Annotated in this window: 16 protein-coding genes; 15 read left to right on the top strand and 1 reads right to left on the bottom strand. The window is 41.9% G+C overall.

The annotated features are described in order from the left end of the window. The first annotated feature begins 1 nt into the window (after position 1). From IGI86_RS09025 to IGI86_RS09015, 3 genes are all read left to right on the top strand, one after another. Entirely contained in the window at positions 2-1,168 is a 1,167-nt protein-coding gene (locus IGI86_RS09025) for a nucleotidyltransferase (RefSeq protein ID WP_061054242.1), read from the top strand. A 79-nt stretch (positions 1,169-1,247) separates the two neighbouring features. After that, positions 1,248-1,970, top strand: a complete 723-nt coding sequence (locus IGI86_RS09020) for a YebC/PmpR family DNA-binding transcriptional regulator (RefSeq protein WP_005225911.1) — start codon at positions 1,248-1,250, stop codon at positions 1,968-1,970. A gap of 210 nt (positions 1,971-2,180) precedes the next feature. After that, positions 2,181-2,840, top strand: a complete 660-nt coding sequence (locus IGI86_RS09015) for a hypothetical protein (RefSeq protein ID WP_008378159.1) — start codon at positions 2,181-2,183, stop codon at positions 2,838-2,840. A gap of 62 nt (positions 2,841-2,902) precedes the next feature. Here IGI86_RS09015 and helD read toward each other — a convergent pair whose 3' ends face one another. Then, the gene (gene helD / locus IGI86_RS09010) at positions 2,903-5,185 is read right to left on the bottom strand and encodes an RNA polymerase recycling motor HelD (RefSeq protein WP_086373031.1); all 2,283 of its coding nucleotides are present in this window, start codon (positions 5,183-5,185) and stop codon (positions 2,903-2,905) included. Between the two features lie 140 nt (positions 5,186-5,325). Between helD and IGI86_RS09005 the strand changes: the two genes are divergently transcribed. The 12 genes from IGI86_RS09005 (at position 5,326) to rbfA (ending at position 15,808) form a co-directional block, all read left to right on the top strand. Next, positions 5,326-6,198, top strand: a complete 873-nt coding sequence (locus IGI86_RS09005) for an aminoglycoside 6-adenylyltransferase (protein WP_042890922.1) — start codon at positions 5,326-5,328, stop codon at positions 6,196-6,198. Then, positions 6,168-6,665 (top strand): ASCH domain-containing protein, encoded by a 498-nt coding sequence (locus tag IGI86_RS09000; RefSeq protein ID WP_005235615.1) that lies wholly within the window; start codon positions 6,168-6,170, stop codon positions 6,663-6,665. The genes IGI86_RS09005 and IGI86_RS09000 overlap by 31 nt, the downstream gene beginning before the upstream one ends. Positions 6,666-6,753: 88 nt before the next feature. Next, positions 6,754-6,930 carry a 2-hydroxymuconate tautomerase gene (locus IGI86_RS08995; RefSeq protein WP_005225916.1) on the top strand — a complete coding sequence of 59 codons (177 nt, stop codon included), beginning with the start codon at positions 6,754-6,756 and terminating at the stop codon, positions 6,928-6,930. A 310-nt stretch (positions 6,931-7,240) separates the two neighbouring features. Beyond that, positions 7,241-9,181, top strand: a complete 1,941-nt coding sequence (gene thrS, locus IGI86_RS08990; RefSeq protein ID WP_005235617.1) for a threonine--tRNA ligase — start codon at positions 7,241-7,243, stop codon at positions 9,179-9,181. A gap of 174 nt (positions 9,182-9,355) precedes the next feature. After that, positions 9,356-9,790: a DUF4234 domain-containing protein gene (locus tag IGI86_RS08985; RefSeq protein ID WP_008378150.1), complete on the top strand. Its 435-nt coding sequence runs from the start codon at positions 9,356-9,358 to the stop codon at positions 9,788-9,790. Continuing rightward, on the top strand, positions 9,775-10,128 hold the full coding sequence (locus IGI86_RS08980) for a DUF2752 domain-containing protein (RefSeq protein ID WP_034695542.1): 354 nt from the start codon (positions 9,775-9,777) through the stop codon (positions 10,126-10,128). The genes IGI86_RS08985 and IGI86_RS08980 overlap by 16 nt, the downstream gene beginning before the upstream one ends. A 207-nt stretch (positions 10,129-10,335) precedes the next feature. Next, positions 10,336-10,809: a ribosome maturation factor RimP gene (gene rimP / locus IGI86_RS08975; RefSeq protein ID WP_008378146.1), complete on the top strand. Its 474-nt coding sequence runs from the start codon at positions 10,336-10,338 to the stop codon at positions 10,807-10,809. A gap of 21 nt (positions 10,810-10,830) precedes the next feature. Continuing rightward, positions 10,831-12,045 (top strand): transcription termination factor NusA, encoded by a 1,215-nt coding sequence (gene nusA, locus IGI86_RS08970; RefSeq protein WP_008378144.1) that lies wholly within the window; start codon positions 10,831-10,833, stop codon positions 12,043-12,045. A gap of 16 nt (positions 12,046-12,061) precedes the next feature. Next, positions 12,062-12,358: an RNase P modulator RnpM gene (gene rnpM / locus IGI86_RS08965; RefSeq protein ID WP_005225922.1), complete on the top strand. Its 297-nt coding sequence runs from the start codon at positions 12,062-12,064 to the stop codon at positions 12,356-12,358. Beyond that, positions 12,351-12,653 carry a YlxQ-related RNA-binding protein gene (locus IGI86_RS08960; RefSeq protein ID WP_005235626.1) on the top strand — a complete coding sequence of 101 codons (303 nt, stop codon included), beginning with the start codon at positions 12,351-12,353 and terminating at the stop codon, positions 12,651-12,653. Before rnpM ends, IGI86_RS08960 begins: the two co-directional genes overlap by 8 nt. Positions 12,654-12,665: 12 nt before the next feature. Next, entirely contained in the window at positions 12,666-15,425 is a 2,760-nt protein-coding gene (gene infB, locus IGI86_RS08955; RefSeq protein WP_061054241.1) for a translation initiation factor IF-2, read from the top strand. A gap of 32 nt (positions 15,426-15,457) precedes the next feature. Then, complete coding sequence (gene rbfA / locus IGI86_RS08950; RefSeq protein WP_005225925.1) at positions 15,458-15,808, top strand: 30S ribosome-binding factor RbfA; 351 nt, start codon at positions 15,458-15,460, stop codon at positions 15,806-15,808. Positions 15,809-15,817: the final 9 nt, after the last annotated feature.

Raw genomic sequence — 15,817 nt, 5'->3', positions numbered from 1 at the left:
GATGAAGGCTTGCGGACTAGTCGTAGAATATAATCCTTTTCACCATGGCCATCAATACCACGTGGACAAAGCCAGGCAAGAAACCAACGCCGATGTCATTGTAGCCGTGATGAGTGGAAATTTTTTACAGCGTGGTGAACCGGCGATCATCGATAAATGGCAACGAGCCCAAGCGGCATTGCAAAATGGCGTCGATTTGGTCGTTGAACTGCCATCCGCTTGGGCCGTCCAGTCTGCTGATTTTTTTGCAGCGGGAGCGATTAGGATCTTACAAAATCTGCAATGTGATTCTTTGTGTTTTGGTACAGATGCGAAACAACCCTTTGACTATGCAAAGTTCGCTCAGTTTGAAAAAGAAAATCAGCGGATGATCGATGACGCATTTCAACGCATAGCTAGGCAAAATGCTACCTATAGTCAAAAAATGAGTATGGTCCTCAGTGAGCTTTATCCTGAGTACCATGCAGAAAAAGACCAGCCGAATCATCTGTTGGGTATGGCGTATGCACGGGAAGTGTTGTGTTATGAAAAACCAATGAGGCTTGTTCCCATTCAACGAATTGCGGCCTCTTATCATTCAGAACAATTTAAGCATCCAACGATCGCTAGTGCCACAGCCATTCGTCAAGGACTCAAACAAGGTGAAGCTGTTGTGGATTTTGTTCCTGAAGCAACACAAAAATTTCTTTCGCAAACAACAGTCGACTGGGAAGCCTTTTGGCCGTATCTTCAATACCAGATCATTTCTGCCCCCCTCGAAAAATTAGCTGCTATTTACCAGATGGAAGAAGGACTAGAATATCGACTAAAACAATATGTGACTGCGGCGGATTCGTTTGCAGATTTTATCAAGTTGTTAAAGACAAAACGCTATACCCAAACGAGACTGCAGCGTCTTGCTTGTTATGTATTGTTCCAAGTGACAAAAGCTGAAATGAAGGAAGCCCAAGCACATCCCTTTATTCGAGTCTTAGGCTATACAAAGCAAGGGCAGCACTATTTAAAAGAAGTCAAAAAAGAGCTGACCCTGCCGCTGATCGCTAAATTCGGTAAGAAAGAAGCACAGCGCTACGGCTTGTCATTGCGGATCGACCAGATTTATCAGCAAGGGAATGCTCAAATCTCAGAACAAAATTTTCGAAGAATTCCGCTTTTTATTGATAAATAAGTGAAAATTGCTTCACAGAACGCCATTTGACAAGTATAATGAATAAGGATTTTTAAAAACAAGAAAGCGAAGTGAAATCATGGGTCGTAAATGGGCAAATATCGTAGCGAAAAAAACTGCTAAAGATGCAAACAATAGCCGAGTTTATGCAAAATTTGGAATCGAAATCTACGCAGCAGCAAAATCGGGTGATCCTGATCCTCACGCGAACCAAAAATTACGCTTTGTTATCGAACGTGCGAAAACCTACAATGTGCCAAAACACATTATTGACCGTGCGATTGAAAAAGCCAAAGGTTCTGGCGATGAACAATACTCAGAACTTCGATATGAAGGATTTGGACCAAATGGATCAATGGTGATCGTCGATACTTTGACAAACAACGTCAACCGTACCGCAGCCGATGTTCGGGCCGCTTTTGGTAAAAACGGCGGGAATATGGGTGTTTCTGGGGCAGTTGCTTATATGTTTGATAACACAGCATTATTTGGCTTTGCTGGTGACGATGCCGATGAGATCTTAGAATACTTGATGGACAAAGAGATCGATGTTCGTGATGTTGTTGAAGAAGATGGACAAATTATCGTTCACGGTGAACCAAGTGACTTCCATGCCATTCAGGAAGCCTTGAAAGAAAAAGGAATCACCGAATTTTCAATTGCTGAAATGCAAATGATTCCTCAAAATGAAGTAACCTTAACTGGCGATGATCTAGAAAAATTCGAAAAAATGATCGATGTATTAGAAGATCTTGAAGATGTTCAAAATGTCTATCACAATGTGGCAGACGCTGAAGAATAAGACATACTGGCAGCCTAGAGGTGATCTGGCTGCCAGTTTTTGGTGTTTTTTTCATCAACCTTCCGTTGTTTAGTCAAGTGAAAAAAACAAGAGAGCGAGAAGCACTTCTCTTGAAAATTCTTCAATATTCATCGTCTTTTCAGTTGGTTTCCAGACATTTTATATGTTATGATTTACTACATAAGCAAACAACTCGTTAGGGGGGCAGACATGGAAGAAAAAATCGTTTTAGAGCCATTTAATCGAATCTTAAGTGGTTTTGAAAAGCTAGCAGAAGTGTCTGTATCGATTTCTGACTGCTCGGCTCTTTGTCGGAAATATCAAAAGTATGGGGTGGAAGGGTATCGTCTAGGCGATTATCGTGGTTCTTCTTATTTGAATCGTTATTTAAATGTCGTCGTTGATCGCGCACCCTTGTTAATTTATAAAGAGCGATTCTTGATTCCTTTGGTCTTTCGCATGTCGGAATACTCTGAACGGCTCTTTATCGATGATTATCGAATGGAAGGGTTCTTCATGCTGTTGGATTGGCTTTTGGAACACCGACCAGAAAAAGCAATTATTGATTATAAGCGAACGCGTGCTTTACCTCACAGAAAAGAATTGGTGATCGATAGTTCTTATGTGCTTTTTCGATTGACGGAAATTCTCGACGGTGCTGGTTTTCCTCTTAGTCGCTTTACAACGATCGAGGAATTTAGTCAATGGAATCGTACCCATCGTTTGATCGATAATGGCAGTATCGGACGTCATACAAAATTATTTGTTCCAGAAGATCCGGAACACGTTTCTGAGCTGCAGATGATTTTAACAATCGTTGGGATGCGTTATCCAGAAACCCGCTTATTTATTGGCGAATTAAAAGGCTAAAAAACATCACAATCGGCTGGTTTCATTTGAGAATCAGTCGAAAGTGATGTTTTTTTGTTAGGTTATTCGTCAATCCGTGATGCTTCTTGAAACTGATAAGTGGCAGGATCAGCTTTCACTAGAAGCGGCAATTCTTCTTGGGTAAGGACGGTCAACTGATGCATCGCCCGTGTCGCCATTGTATAAAAAATCAATTGGTCTTGTTCAGTCGCGAAAGTGGCACCTGGTGTCCAGACAAATACTTGGTCAAACTCTAGCCCTTTTGCTAAAAAGGCCGGGAAGATCATGACATTGCGTTTCATGAAGTCTTCTTCAGAGGTGATCAGCTGCACTTGTTCCTGCATTGTTTCTGTCAGCTGGGCATATAACTGCTGGCAATCCTTTGCGGTTTTACAAATGATCGCGGTGCGCCAACGCTGATTCTCCGCTGCCTTTCGAATACTGGTTTCTAGGAAAGCCAGATTTTCAGATTCAGTTCCTTTAACAATTGTTGGTACCGCACCTTTACGAGCCGTCAATTCCACTTGATCACTGCCAACTAAAAATTGATTGGCGAAATCTGTGATTTCCTTAGTCGAACGATAGCTGGTTTTCAATTGATAACGTTTCACGCTTTCGTGGGGGAATAATTCTGCTAATGCTCCGACGATCGTTTCATTGCCATAAACTTTTTGGTTCAAATCGCCGCACAGGGTGATACCAGCCTTTGGATAAAGCTGACGCAGCAGAGCCACTTGTGCTGGTGGAAAATCCTGCATTTCATCGATAAAGATAAACCGAGCTTTTTCTTCGACGTGAACAGGATAAAGCTGTTTGATCAGTAAGAAAAACAAAACGGCGTCTTCTTGTTTGATTTGTCTTTGGCGCATTCCTTGGCGAATGTTGGCAATACTTTGCTGCCAAGCCGCAGCCTCGATGCCAGTTTCTTTGACTGCAGCAGACTCAACCGATTGTAAAAAGTGTAAGTATTGCTTGGCTTGGTTGATAAACTGAAAGTTTTTCACTCCCCGCGTCAAGGAACGGAATTTCTTGCGGACGATCTGCTGTCTGAGTTTCTTCCGCAAACGGCGTTCGTTTTCTTCGCTGTATTCTTGATGAGGATCGTTGGTAAATACTTGTTGCAATTGCTCTTCGGTCGCTTCTTTGACCCAGTCTTTTTTGGCTTCATCTTTTTCCAAGCCGCCGATTTTTTTTAATAATTTTGTTTGAAGCAGTTGGGTTCTTTGGTAAATCGGCAATTCATGATTGGTTTCTTGGTACCAGCGGCGAATCTGTTCTTTTGTCAAATAGGTTTGCCCTTGGATTTTTAGATCACGGAACAAGGGGCCGATCGGTGCAATCGAACGGACATAACGGTTGATTTTTTCCACCAAGAAAAGACTACTTTTGATTTTTTCAATGGCATCATCGTCGCCGCGTAAAAAGTTCTCTTCTTGTTGGGTTTCTTTTGTTACTTCATAGCCAGTCAGAATCAATTGGATAAAGTGGTGGAAGGTTCTTGTGGGCACTTCACTTTCCCCTAATGAAGGCAGGACCATGGATATATAGTCAGAAAACAAATGATTGGGTGAAAACAGCAAGACTTGTTTTTCGTCCAGCCATTTGCGATTACGGTAAAGTAAAAAGGCGACCCGTTGCAATAAAGCAGAGGTTTTCCCACTTCCAGCAATCCCTTCGATCAGTAAAAATTTATTGGTGGTATCACGAATAATTTGGTTCTGTGCTTTTTGGATCGTTGAAACGATGTTACGCATTTGAGAAGAAGAGGCCTCATCCAAGATTTCCAATAAAAATTCGTCATTGATGATCTCCGAAGTATCGACCATCGATAAGATCTCACCATTTTGAATTTTAAACTGGCGTTTTAAGAGCAGCTCTACCGTAAAACGGTCGGTGTCTGTTTCGTAGAATGTTTCACCAAGTTCTCCTTCATAGTAAAGATTAGCGATCGGTGCGCGCCAGTCAATGACGATCGTTTCTTCCTCTTTGTCTCGTAAAGAAGCGATCCCTAAATAGAGGGTCTCGGTTTCTTGCTCTTCTTTGAAATCGATTCGAGCAAAGTAGGGATTGCCTGCCATCGTTGTTAGGGTTTTGACGCGTTTTTCTTGTGATTCTGCGGTTTGATACTTGATCAGCAGTTCTTGTTCATGCTGCTGGTACTCGATAACTGATTCATAAAAGGCTTCACTGTCGCCTCCGCGAATTTTCTTATCGGCGATTTCTTTTAATTGATCATCCATTTTAGCGGCTAATTCTTGTTTTTGCTGCGAAAGGATCGCTTGTTCTCTGTGGATCAGAGCAATGGTTTCATTGACATGTTGTTGTTCTTTTTGACGTTCGTTCACGAAGGATCCTCCTTAAAAAAATTGCGACATAAAATTATAGCATATTTTCCCTGTGAATGTCGTGGAAAAAAAGAAACTATGCTAATATTTATAAAAAGAGCTTAGGTGTTCAAAAACGAAACGAAATAGAGGTGGAAAAGGTGAGAGAAGAAGCAGAATTGCGCCAATTGATCCTGTCTGTTGGGAAACGTGTTGGGGCACGTGCCATCGGTTTATCTGGTTCACGGACCGATCCACAGGCGCCAAAAGATATTTTGCAGGATTTTGACGTGGTCTTCGTGATGGAGGATATTCAGCCTTTGGTCGATGATTCTTCATGGTTAGAAGCCTTTGGATCAATCATGATCAGGCAAACACCGGAAGCTAGCACGATTTATCCACCCAGCTTGGGTGGTTGTTTTACCTACTTAATGCATTTTCAAGACGGAGCACGAATCGATCTCATGCTTTGTCCTCTTGCACTGGTCGATCGTCTTGCTAAAGAACCAGGCTTGCAGCCGCTGCTTGATCCAGACCAATTACTAAGTTTTGCTAATCAAGCAAATCATTCGCATTACTGGATCAAGCGCCCGACCCAAGCCGCTTTTCAAGAACACTGCAATGAATTTTGGTGGGTAAGCACGTATGTTGTGAAAGGGCTGCTTCGAAAGCAGCTGATTTATGCTGCGGATCATTTATATACCATTTGTTGGCAAGAGTTGTTATGGATTGAAGATTTGTTTGTTGCCCATGCTCAGCAATTTCAGGTGAGTACTGGGAAAAATCATAAATACCTGCAGTCGTTTCTAACGGAAAAGGAGTGGCGGGAATTGACCTCATTGCTTGATTTTTCCACGATCACTGCTTGCGGTCAGTCCCTTTTGAAGATGCAAAAACGATTTGATAAGCAAGCAAAGAAAATCAGCGAGAAATTAGGGTTGGCCTATGATTGGCAAGAAGCTGAGAATGTCCAAACATATACGAAGTATTGGAGTGAAAAAAATTGGCAGATGAGACCAGAGAACCAAAAATAAAAGACAGTCAGATTCAAGCGTTTTGGCAGCGGTTTTTAAAAGCAAATCCAAGAAATCAATCTTCTCTGACCTATGAAGATGCTTGGTCCTTTGGTGATACTTCAGAAATGGCGGATGAACTGGCAGCACTTGTTTTAGCTGGCAAAAAGACAGCGACGACCTCCGCCGCTGCGCTCTATGAAATCGAGCAAGAAGCATTGCCACAATCAGAAACGTATAGTGTCCTTTTAGATGGTTCGGATGTACCAAGAGCTGTTCTTTATTTAGAGTCAGTGTCGATCGTGCCATTTGATGAAGTGACAGCAGCGTTTGCCTTTTTAGAAGGGGAAGGAGATCGCACTTTGGCTTATTGGCGCCGTGTTCATGAAGCTTTTTTTCGACGAGCTTATGCCTCAGCGGGGTTGTCTTTTCACGATCAAATGCTATGCGTTTGTGAAAAGTTTTCTGTCGTGTATCAGGAGGAATAAAGACACGTTTTTCTTTGGAAATCATGGGAATAGCTTTTGTCTTTTTGAAAAAGGTGTATAATCAAAAGCAAACAAAGGAGGAAATCGTATGCCATTTATTCATGTCGAACTAGTTGAAGGGCGTTCGCAAGAACAACTGACGAATATGATGAAAGAAATCACTGAGGCGGTCCATAAAAATACGGGTGCCCCTAAGGAGCATATCCATGTCATCATCAATGAAATGAAGCAAGGAACTTATGCTGTGAATGGCGATTGGAAATAATTCTCTTGCTTTTTCTTGTAGGTAGTGGTTTAATTGAGCCATAATCGATCAATAAAAAAGACACCTGAGTTTGAGAGTCTTCGATAAGAGAGGGAAATCTTGGCTGAAAATTTCCTGGAAGAAAACCAAAGGATGACCACTTTTTTAGACCTCTGTCGAAACGGAGGCGGTTGAACCGTTATCTCATGAAGAGGAAAACAGACTTTTTCTGTTTTCGAACAATAGGTGGAACCACGAGTGATCGTCCTAGTATCGTAACCGATACTAGGACTTTTTTATTGATTGAAATCATTCAAAGGAGGACATTCATATGTCATTATTTATTACATTTCCTGATGGCGCAAAAAAAGAATTTGCTGTTGGGGTAACAACTAAAGAGATTGCTGAAAGTATCTCGAAAAGTCTTGCAAAAAAAGCCTTAGCTGGAAAAGTCAATGGACAACTGATCGATCTTTCACGTCCGATCGAAGAAGATGCAACGATTGAGATCGTGACACCCGATCATGAAGACGCCTTAGGTTTACTTCGTCATTCGACAGCTCATTTAATGGCTCAAGCCATGCGCAGACTCTATCCATCGATCCATTTTGGAGTAGGACCTGCAATTGATTCTGGTTTTTACTATGACACAGACAATGGGGAAAACCCAGTAACTGCGGAAGATCTACCAGCAATCGAAGCAGAAATGATGAAAATCATTAAAGAAAATCTGCCAATTGAACGACGTGTATTAACAAAAGAGGAAGCTTTGGCTCTTTTTGCTGAAGATCCATACAAAGTTGAGTTGATCACAGAATTACCAGATGACGAAACGATTACTGCCTATCAGCAAGGAGAATTTGTTGACTTATGCCGCGGCCCTCATGTCCCATCGACAGGTCGTATCCAAGTGTACAAATTGTTATCAGTAGCCGGAGCCTATTGGCGTGGAAGTTCTGATAATCAAATGATGCAAAGGGTATATGGAACAGCCTTTTTCGATAAGAAAGACTTGAAGGAATTTATTCGTTTACGAGAAGAAGCAAAAGAACGCGATCATCGTAAATTAGGGAAAGAATTAGAATTGTTTATGTTGTCCCCTGAAGTCGGCGCGGGTTTGCCTTTCTGGTTGCCAAAAGGAGCAACGATCCGTCGTACGATCGAGCGTTATATCGTGGATAAAGAAGTTAGCCTTGGGTACCAACACGTATACACACCAATCATGGCAAACGTGGATTTATACAAAACATCAGGGCACTGGGATCATTACCACGAGGACATGTTCCCACCAATGGATATGGGGGATGGCGAAATGCTGGTTCTACGACCAATGAATTGCCCGCATCACATGATGGTTTACAAAAATGACATCCATTCGTATCGTGAACTACCAATTCGGATCGCTGAATTAGGAATGATGCACCGCTATGAAAAATCAGGGGCACTATCAGGGTTGCAACGGGTTCGGGAAATGACCTTAAATGATGGTCATACATTTGTTCGTCCTGATCAAATCAAAGAAGAATTCAAACGGACACTGGATCTTATGGTGGGCGTTTACGAAGACTTTAATATTACTGACTATCGTTTCCGTTTAAGTTATCGCGATCCACAAAACAAAGACAAATATTTTGATGACGATGCGATGTGGGAAAATGCGCAAACAATGCTAAAAGCGGCCATGGATGAATTAGAATTGGATTATTTTGAAGCTGACGGTGAAGCAGCTTTCTACGGACCTAAACTAGATGTCCAAGTGAAAACAGCTTTAGGTATGGAAGAAACCTTGTCAACGATCCAATTGGATTTCTTATTGCCTGAACGGTTTGATCTAACATATGTTGGTGAAGATGGCGAAAACAATCACCGTCCAGTGGTGATCCACCGCGGAATCGTTTCAACGATGGAACGTTTTGTGGCTTACCTGACAGAAGTCTATAAAGGGGCATTCCCGACTTGGTTGGCACCAATCCAAGCATCGATCATTCCGGTCTCAGTCGAAGCCCACAGCGACTATGCTTACGAAATCAAAGAACGCCTGCAAGCGCAAGGACTGCGAGTGGAAGTGGATGACCGCAACGAAAAAATGGGGTATAAGATCCGTGCATCACAAACCCAAAAAATTCCTTACCAAATTGTTGTTGGGGATCAAGAAGTCAATGATGCGACAGTCAATATCCGTCGCTACGGCAGCAAGGAGACCCAAGTCGAAGAATTGAATCTGTTTGTTGATGCAATGGCTGCTGAAGTGAAAAATTATAGTCGAGCATAGCTTTTGGTTCAAAGAAAACGAATGATTTTATAGTATAGGCACCTGCTTTCAGCAGGTGCTATTTACCTTTTTTAATCTATATAAAATAAAATAATTAGATTTTTTTTGTTTTTGTGAATAAAATCGTGTATAATTAGTAAGTGATAAAAAGGAATAAACTAGAAGGAGTTTGTGATGAATTATAATTACGGAGTTAGAAAGAAATCGGTTGTATCGGTCATTTTATTAACATTTATTACTTGTGGCATTTATACATTCTTTTGGATGTACCAAACAACCAAAGAGCTGGCAGAATACAGCGGGGATAATCGTCTTTCGCCAGAAACGTCGATTTTACTCACGATCCTTACTTGTGGATTGTATCAAATTTATTGGTGGTACCGAATTGCGGATATCTTTATGAGTGCACAACAACGAGCGAATATGCCTCGTCTGAGTGACAACAAAATTCTTTTTGTCGTCTTGAGCCTGTTTGCTTTTGATTTCATCAACATGGCGATTTTACAAGGTGATATGAACCAAATGTGGGAAGCGGCTGATCAAAATGCCATGACCTCATCTAACAATACAAACGATTCGTCTGATTCAGATGATTGGGTAGATTATTGATTTGTCCGTTTAAATGGTTAACGGGGTTTCCTTGTCCAGGTTGTGGCATGACGCGCGCCTATTTGCACTTATTTCAGGGTGATCTTGAAGGTGCGCTGCATTTTCATCCCTTGTTTTGGTTAGTGCCGATCGTATTCGGAATTGTTTTATTCAAAAAAAATCCGAAAATCAGCAAACTTTACTACAGTCACAACCTGTGGGTGACATTGACACTTTTGGTACTAGTGGTTTATGGTGGTCGGCTCTGGCTTCATTTCCCACATGACGCGCCAATGGACTTTGATCCAGAGAGCATTTTCCCACAACTACTACGTCGGATTGGTCAAGTGATTCACTAACAGCCATTCACCCAAGCATTAAAAATCTTTAAGAAAATACTTTGTTTTTTTCTGAAAGCGAAGGGAACATGCGACAGTAGTTGAATCTTTATGAAAATTGTGTTATATTTACAATGTAATGATACTTAGAGTGAGTGAGCGGTTTTTTCGCTCACTCTTTTTAATGGAATGAAGTTCGTTTCGTTGAGAAATAAAGGAGGCGATGTTGTGAGTACGGTAGTGGAAACTGTTACAGATATAGTGACCCCTATTCTGGATGCGCAAAAATTTGAATTAGTTGAAGTAGAATTCGTGAAGGAAGGGAAAAATTGGTTTCTTCGTGTGTTCATTGATAAAGAAGGCGGAATCGATATCGAGGAATGTGCCTTTGTCAGTGAACAACTTAGTGAACAATTAGACCAATGCGAACCTGATCCTATTCCACAGGCCTATTTCTTGGAAGTTTCTTCCCCTGGCGCCGAGCGTCCATTGAAGAAAGAAGCAGATTATCAACGGGCAGTCGGCGAGTACATTCATGTTTCTTTATATCAACCGATTGATGGAGAAAAACAGTTCGAAGGCTTTTTACAGTCATTCGACGAAAATCAGCTAGTTATGAAGACCCGAATCAAAACCAGAGAAAAAGAACGAACGATCGACCGGAAAAATATTGCCAAAGCTCGTTTAGCCATTCAATTTTAAACACGGAGGAATGAAAGAATCATGAGTAAAGAAATGTTGAATGCATTGGATGCATTAGAAGCAGAGAAAGGCATTTCAAAAGAGATTGTCATCGATGCCTTGGAAGCGGCATTGGTTTCAGCGTACAAACGTCATTACGGGCAAGCACAAAATGTGGAAGTAGAATTTGATCAGAAAAAAGGCAATATCCACGTCTATGCAGTCAAAGAAGTGACAGAAGAAGTCATGGACTCGCAACTAGAGGTTTCATTAAAAGAAGCGATGACAATCAACCCCGCTTATGAAATCGGCGACAAAATCCGCTTTGAAGTAACGCCTAAAGACTTTGGTCGTATTGCGGCGCAAACGGCAAAACAAGTCATTTTGCAACGGGTCCGTGAAGCGGAAAGAAACATTATCTATAACGAATTTAGTGCGTACGAAAAAGACATTTTGCAAGGAATCGTTGAACGCCAAGACAATCGTTATATCTATGTAAACTTAGGCAAAATTGAAGCCGTGCTTTCAAAACAAGACCAAATGCCAAATGAGTTTTATCAACCCCATGATCGGATCAAAGTATTCGTTTCTCGTGTTGAAAATACTTCAAAAGGACCTCAAGTATTCGTTAGCCGCAGCCATCCAGATTTGCTGCGCCGATTATTTGAACAAGAAGTGCCAGAAGTATATGATGGTACTGTAGAGATCGTAAGTATTGCTCGTGAAGCAGGGGATCGTGCCAAAGTTGCTGTTCGTTCCTTTGATGCCAACGTCGATCCAGTCGGCACTTGTGTTGGCCCTAAAGGTCAACGGGTTCAAGCGATCGTCAATGAACTAAAAGGCGAAAACATGGACATCGTGGAATGGAATGAAGATCCAGCGATCTTCATCGCCAATGCGTTGAATCCAGCAGAAGTCAGCGACGTTATTTTTGATGTTGATAATCCGAAGGCTTGTACTGTTGTCGTGCCTGATTACCAACTATCATTAGCGATCGGTAAACGCGGACAAAATGCTCGCCTAGCAGCCAAATTGACTGGCTTCAAAATCGATATCAAATCAGAAACAGACATGGAAGAATTTTATGCGAAGCTGGATGAAGGCGACTATATCGATGAGTATGATGCCAATGCTTCAGAAGCTGCTGAAGAAATCAGTACAGAAGCAACAGAATCTGCAGAAACAGTTGATGAAGCGATCCTTCCATCAGACATGACTGCGGATGATTATGAAAATGTTGAGTTTGACGAAAAATAGTTGAGGTGAGATCGTGATGAAAAAACGAAAAATTCCTTTACGAAAATCAGTGATTTCAGGCGAAATGCTACCTAAGAAAGAAATGCTTCGTATCACTCGTTCAAAAGAAGGCGTTGTTTCCATCGATCCGACAGGAAAAATGCCAGGTCGGGGAGCTTATATAGCGATCGAACCGGCTGAAGCCCAGAAAGCATGGGATAAGCGTATCTTGGATCGAGTGCTGGAAACGAAATTGACAGATGAATTTTACCAAGAACTATTGGACTATGTAACGCACCAAAAAGCGCGAAAAGAGTTATTTGCAAATGAATAAAACCAAAGCATTAAATATGTTAGGACTAGCCATGCGTGCTGGGAAATTAGTAACTGGTGAAGAAATGACTTTAAAAGAGATTCGCAATGAGAAAGCTGCTTTAGTCATTATCGCCAGTGATGCTGGTAAAAATACACAAAAGAAAATTAAGGACAAAAGTTCTTATTACGAAATTCCGCTCCTAGATGCATTTTCTGCTGATGAAATCAGTGCGGCCATTGGGAAACCAAGAATGGTCATTGGCATCTTAGATCAAGGATTTGCAAGGAAGGTGCAGGAATTAATATTAGGTTAGGAAGGTGATTGCATGGGAAAAAAAAGAATTTATGAACTTGCAAAAGAATGGAATAAGTCGAGCAAAGAGGTTGTTGAAAAAGCACAATCTTTAGGCTTTGATGTCAAAAATCATATGGGCGCGATCTCAGATGGAGAGGCGCAAAAATTGCAGCAGTCATTAGGCGGCAATCCAAATGGTAAAACATCTGCAAACTCAAATCCCGCAAATCAGAAACCAGCCAACCAGCCGGAAAAACAAGAACAAAAGAAATTTAAAACGCAAAGAAATAATCCTAACTTCCAAAACCGTCATAACAATCAAAGTCAACAGCGAACTACGCAAAGCAATAACCGTCCTGCTGGTCAAGGACAAGTAGATCGCACGAACAGTCAAGGAAGTAACAGACCAAATAACCAAGGAAGTCATAATCGAGTGAATAACCAAGAGAATCGTAACAATCAAGGGCAACAAAACCGCCCAACAAACCAAGGACAACAAAACCGTCCGAATAATCAAGGGCAACAAAATCGCCCAACAAACCAAGGACAGCAAAACCGTCCGAATAATCAAGGGCAACAAAATCGTCCGAACAATCAAGGACAGCAAAACCGTCCAAACAACCAAGGACAACAAAATCGTCCGAACAATCAAGGACAGCAAAACCGTCCGAATAATCAAGGGCAACAGAATCGCCCAACAAACCAAGGACAACAAAACCGTCCGAATAATCAAGGGCAACAAAATCGCCCAACAAACCAAGGACAGCAAAACCGTCCAAATAACCAAGGGCAACAAAACCGTCCGGCCGCTCAATCTGCAGGAAATACGCAAGGGGCAGACCGTAACAATAACCGTCCGCAAGGATCGAATGATTCTCGTGGAGGAAATCAAAACCGCGGCAAGTCAAACTACGGTGGACGCAACAATAATTTCAACAATAACAATCGCAACAAATTCAATAAAAAAGGCAAAAAAGGCCGTCAGCAGACGGAAAAGAAACCGCCAGTTCCAGCACGTAAATTCCGTGAGCTACCAGAAGTATTGGAATATTCAGAAGGCATGAACGTAGCGGATATCGCGAAAAAAATCTACCGTGAACCAGCAGAGATCATCAAGAAACTCTTTATGATGGGGGTTATGGTCAATCAAAACCAACCTTTAGATAAAGATACGATTGAACTGCTTGCTACCGATTACGGAATCGAACCACAAGAAAAAGTTCAAGTGGATATCGCAGACATCGATAAATTCTTCGAAGCAGAAGAACAAATTGAAGATAATTTAGTATCACGACCACCTGTTGTGACGATCATGGGTCACGTTGACCACGGGAAAACAACATTGCTTGATACTTTACGTCATTCACGCGTAACAAGTGGTGAAGCTGGAGGAATCACCCAGCATATTGGCGCTTACCAAATCGACATCAATGGCAAACCAATTACTTTCTTAGATACTCCTGGACACGCGGCCTTCACTAGTATGCGTGCACGGGGAGCAAGTATCACCGATATCACGATTCTTGTTGTCGCAGCTGATGATGGAGTGATGCCACAAACAGTGGAAGCGATCAACCATGCGAAAGCAGCAAAAGTGCCGATCATCGTTGCAGTAAACAAAATCGATAAACCAGGTGCTAACCCACAACATGTGATGCAAGAATTAAGTGAACATGAGTTGATCCCAGAAGCTTGGGGTGGCGATACGATCTTCGTTGAAATCTCAGCGAAATTTGGGCAAAACATTGAAGAATTGCTTGAAATGATCCTCTTAGTAGCAGAAGTCGAAGATTTGAAAGCTGATCCTACCCAACGGGCGATCGGTACAGTCATTGAAGCGCGCCTTGATAAAGGAAAAGGTCCTGTAGCAACACTATTGGTTCAACAAGGGACTCTTCATGTAGGTGATCCAATTGTTGTAGGGAATACTTTCGGTCGTGTTCGCGTAATGACGAATGATTTAGGTCGTCGTGATAAAGCAGCTGGACCTGCTACACCAGTCGAAATCACAGGATTGAATGATGTGCCTCAAGCAGGTGATCGTTTCGTTACTTTTGAAGACGAGAAAACAGCTCGAGCAGCGGGTGAAGAACGTGCAAAACGTGCTTTGATGGAGCAACGCGCATCAAGCAGTCGTGTGACATTGGATAACTTGTTTGAAAGTCTAAAAGAAGGCGAACTGAAAGAAGTAAATGTCATCATCAAAGCAGACGTACAAGGTTCAGCTGAAGCATTAGCTGCTTCATTGAAGAAAATCGATGTTGAAGGTGTGCGAGTGAACATCGTCCATTCAGCTGTTGGTGCAATCAATGAAAGTGATGTAACGCTAGCAGCAGCAAGTAATGCCATCATCATCGGATTCAACGTCCGTCCAACACCGCAAGCCAAACAGCAAGCGGAAGCGGAAAAAGTCGATATTCGTTTGCATCGCATCATCTACAAAGCGATCGAAGAAATCGAAACTGCGATGAAAGGGATGCTTGATCCTGAATTCGAAGAAAAAATCACTGGTCAAATGATCGTTCGTGAAACATACAAAGTATCTAAAGTGGGCACGATCGCAGGTTGTTACGTAACGGAAGGCAGTATTCGCCGTGACAGTGGCGTCCGCGTGATCCGTGACGGCATCGTTATCTATGAAGGCAAACTTGCCAGCTTGAAACGCTTCAAAGATGATGTCAAAGAAGTGAAGCTAGGGTTTGAATGTGGCGCGATGATCGAGAAATTCAACGATCTTAAAGTTGATGACGTGATCGAAGGCTATGTCATGGAAGAAGTACCGACAAAATAACGGAATGACAACTATACAAGGAGGCTTTTTGAATGGCTAACTATCGAGATCGCCGAGTGGCACAAGAAATCTTAAAAGAAGTCAATCAAATTCTTCGTAAAAAAGTTCGTGATCCTCGCGTGCAAGATGTGACGATCACAGATGTACGAGTAACTGGAGATTTACAGCAAGCAACGATCTTTTACAGCACCCTAACGGACTTAGCTTCAGATAAGCAAAAAGCCCAAGCAGGACTGGAAAAAGCAACTGGCTTGGTTCGTCGTGAATTAGGTCAAGCGTTAACGCTCTATAAAGTTCCAGAAATCCAATTCGAATTGGATGAATCAGTACAATACGGGAATAAAATTGATGAAATGATTCGCGCATTGCACTCAGAAGAATAAAAAAAAGAG

Origin of the sequence: Enterococcus sp. AZ188, assembly GCF_050544075.1 — a bacterium.
In the GTDB taxonomy this organism is placed as follows: Bacteria; Bacillota; Bacilli; order Lactobacillales; family Enterococcaceae; genus Enterococcus_D; species Enterococcus_D entomosocium.
The sequence above is the reverse complement of the archived record's forward strand: the minus strand, read 5'-3'. Positions and strand labels throughout refer to the sequence as shown.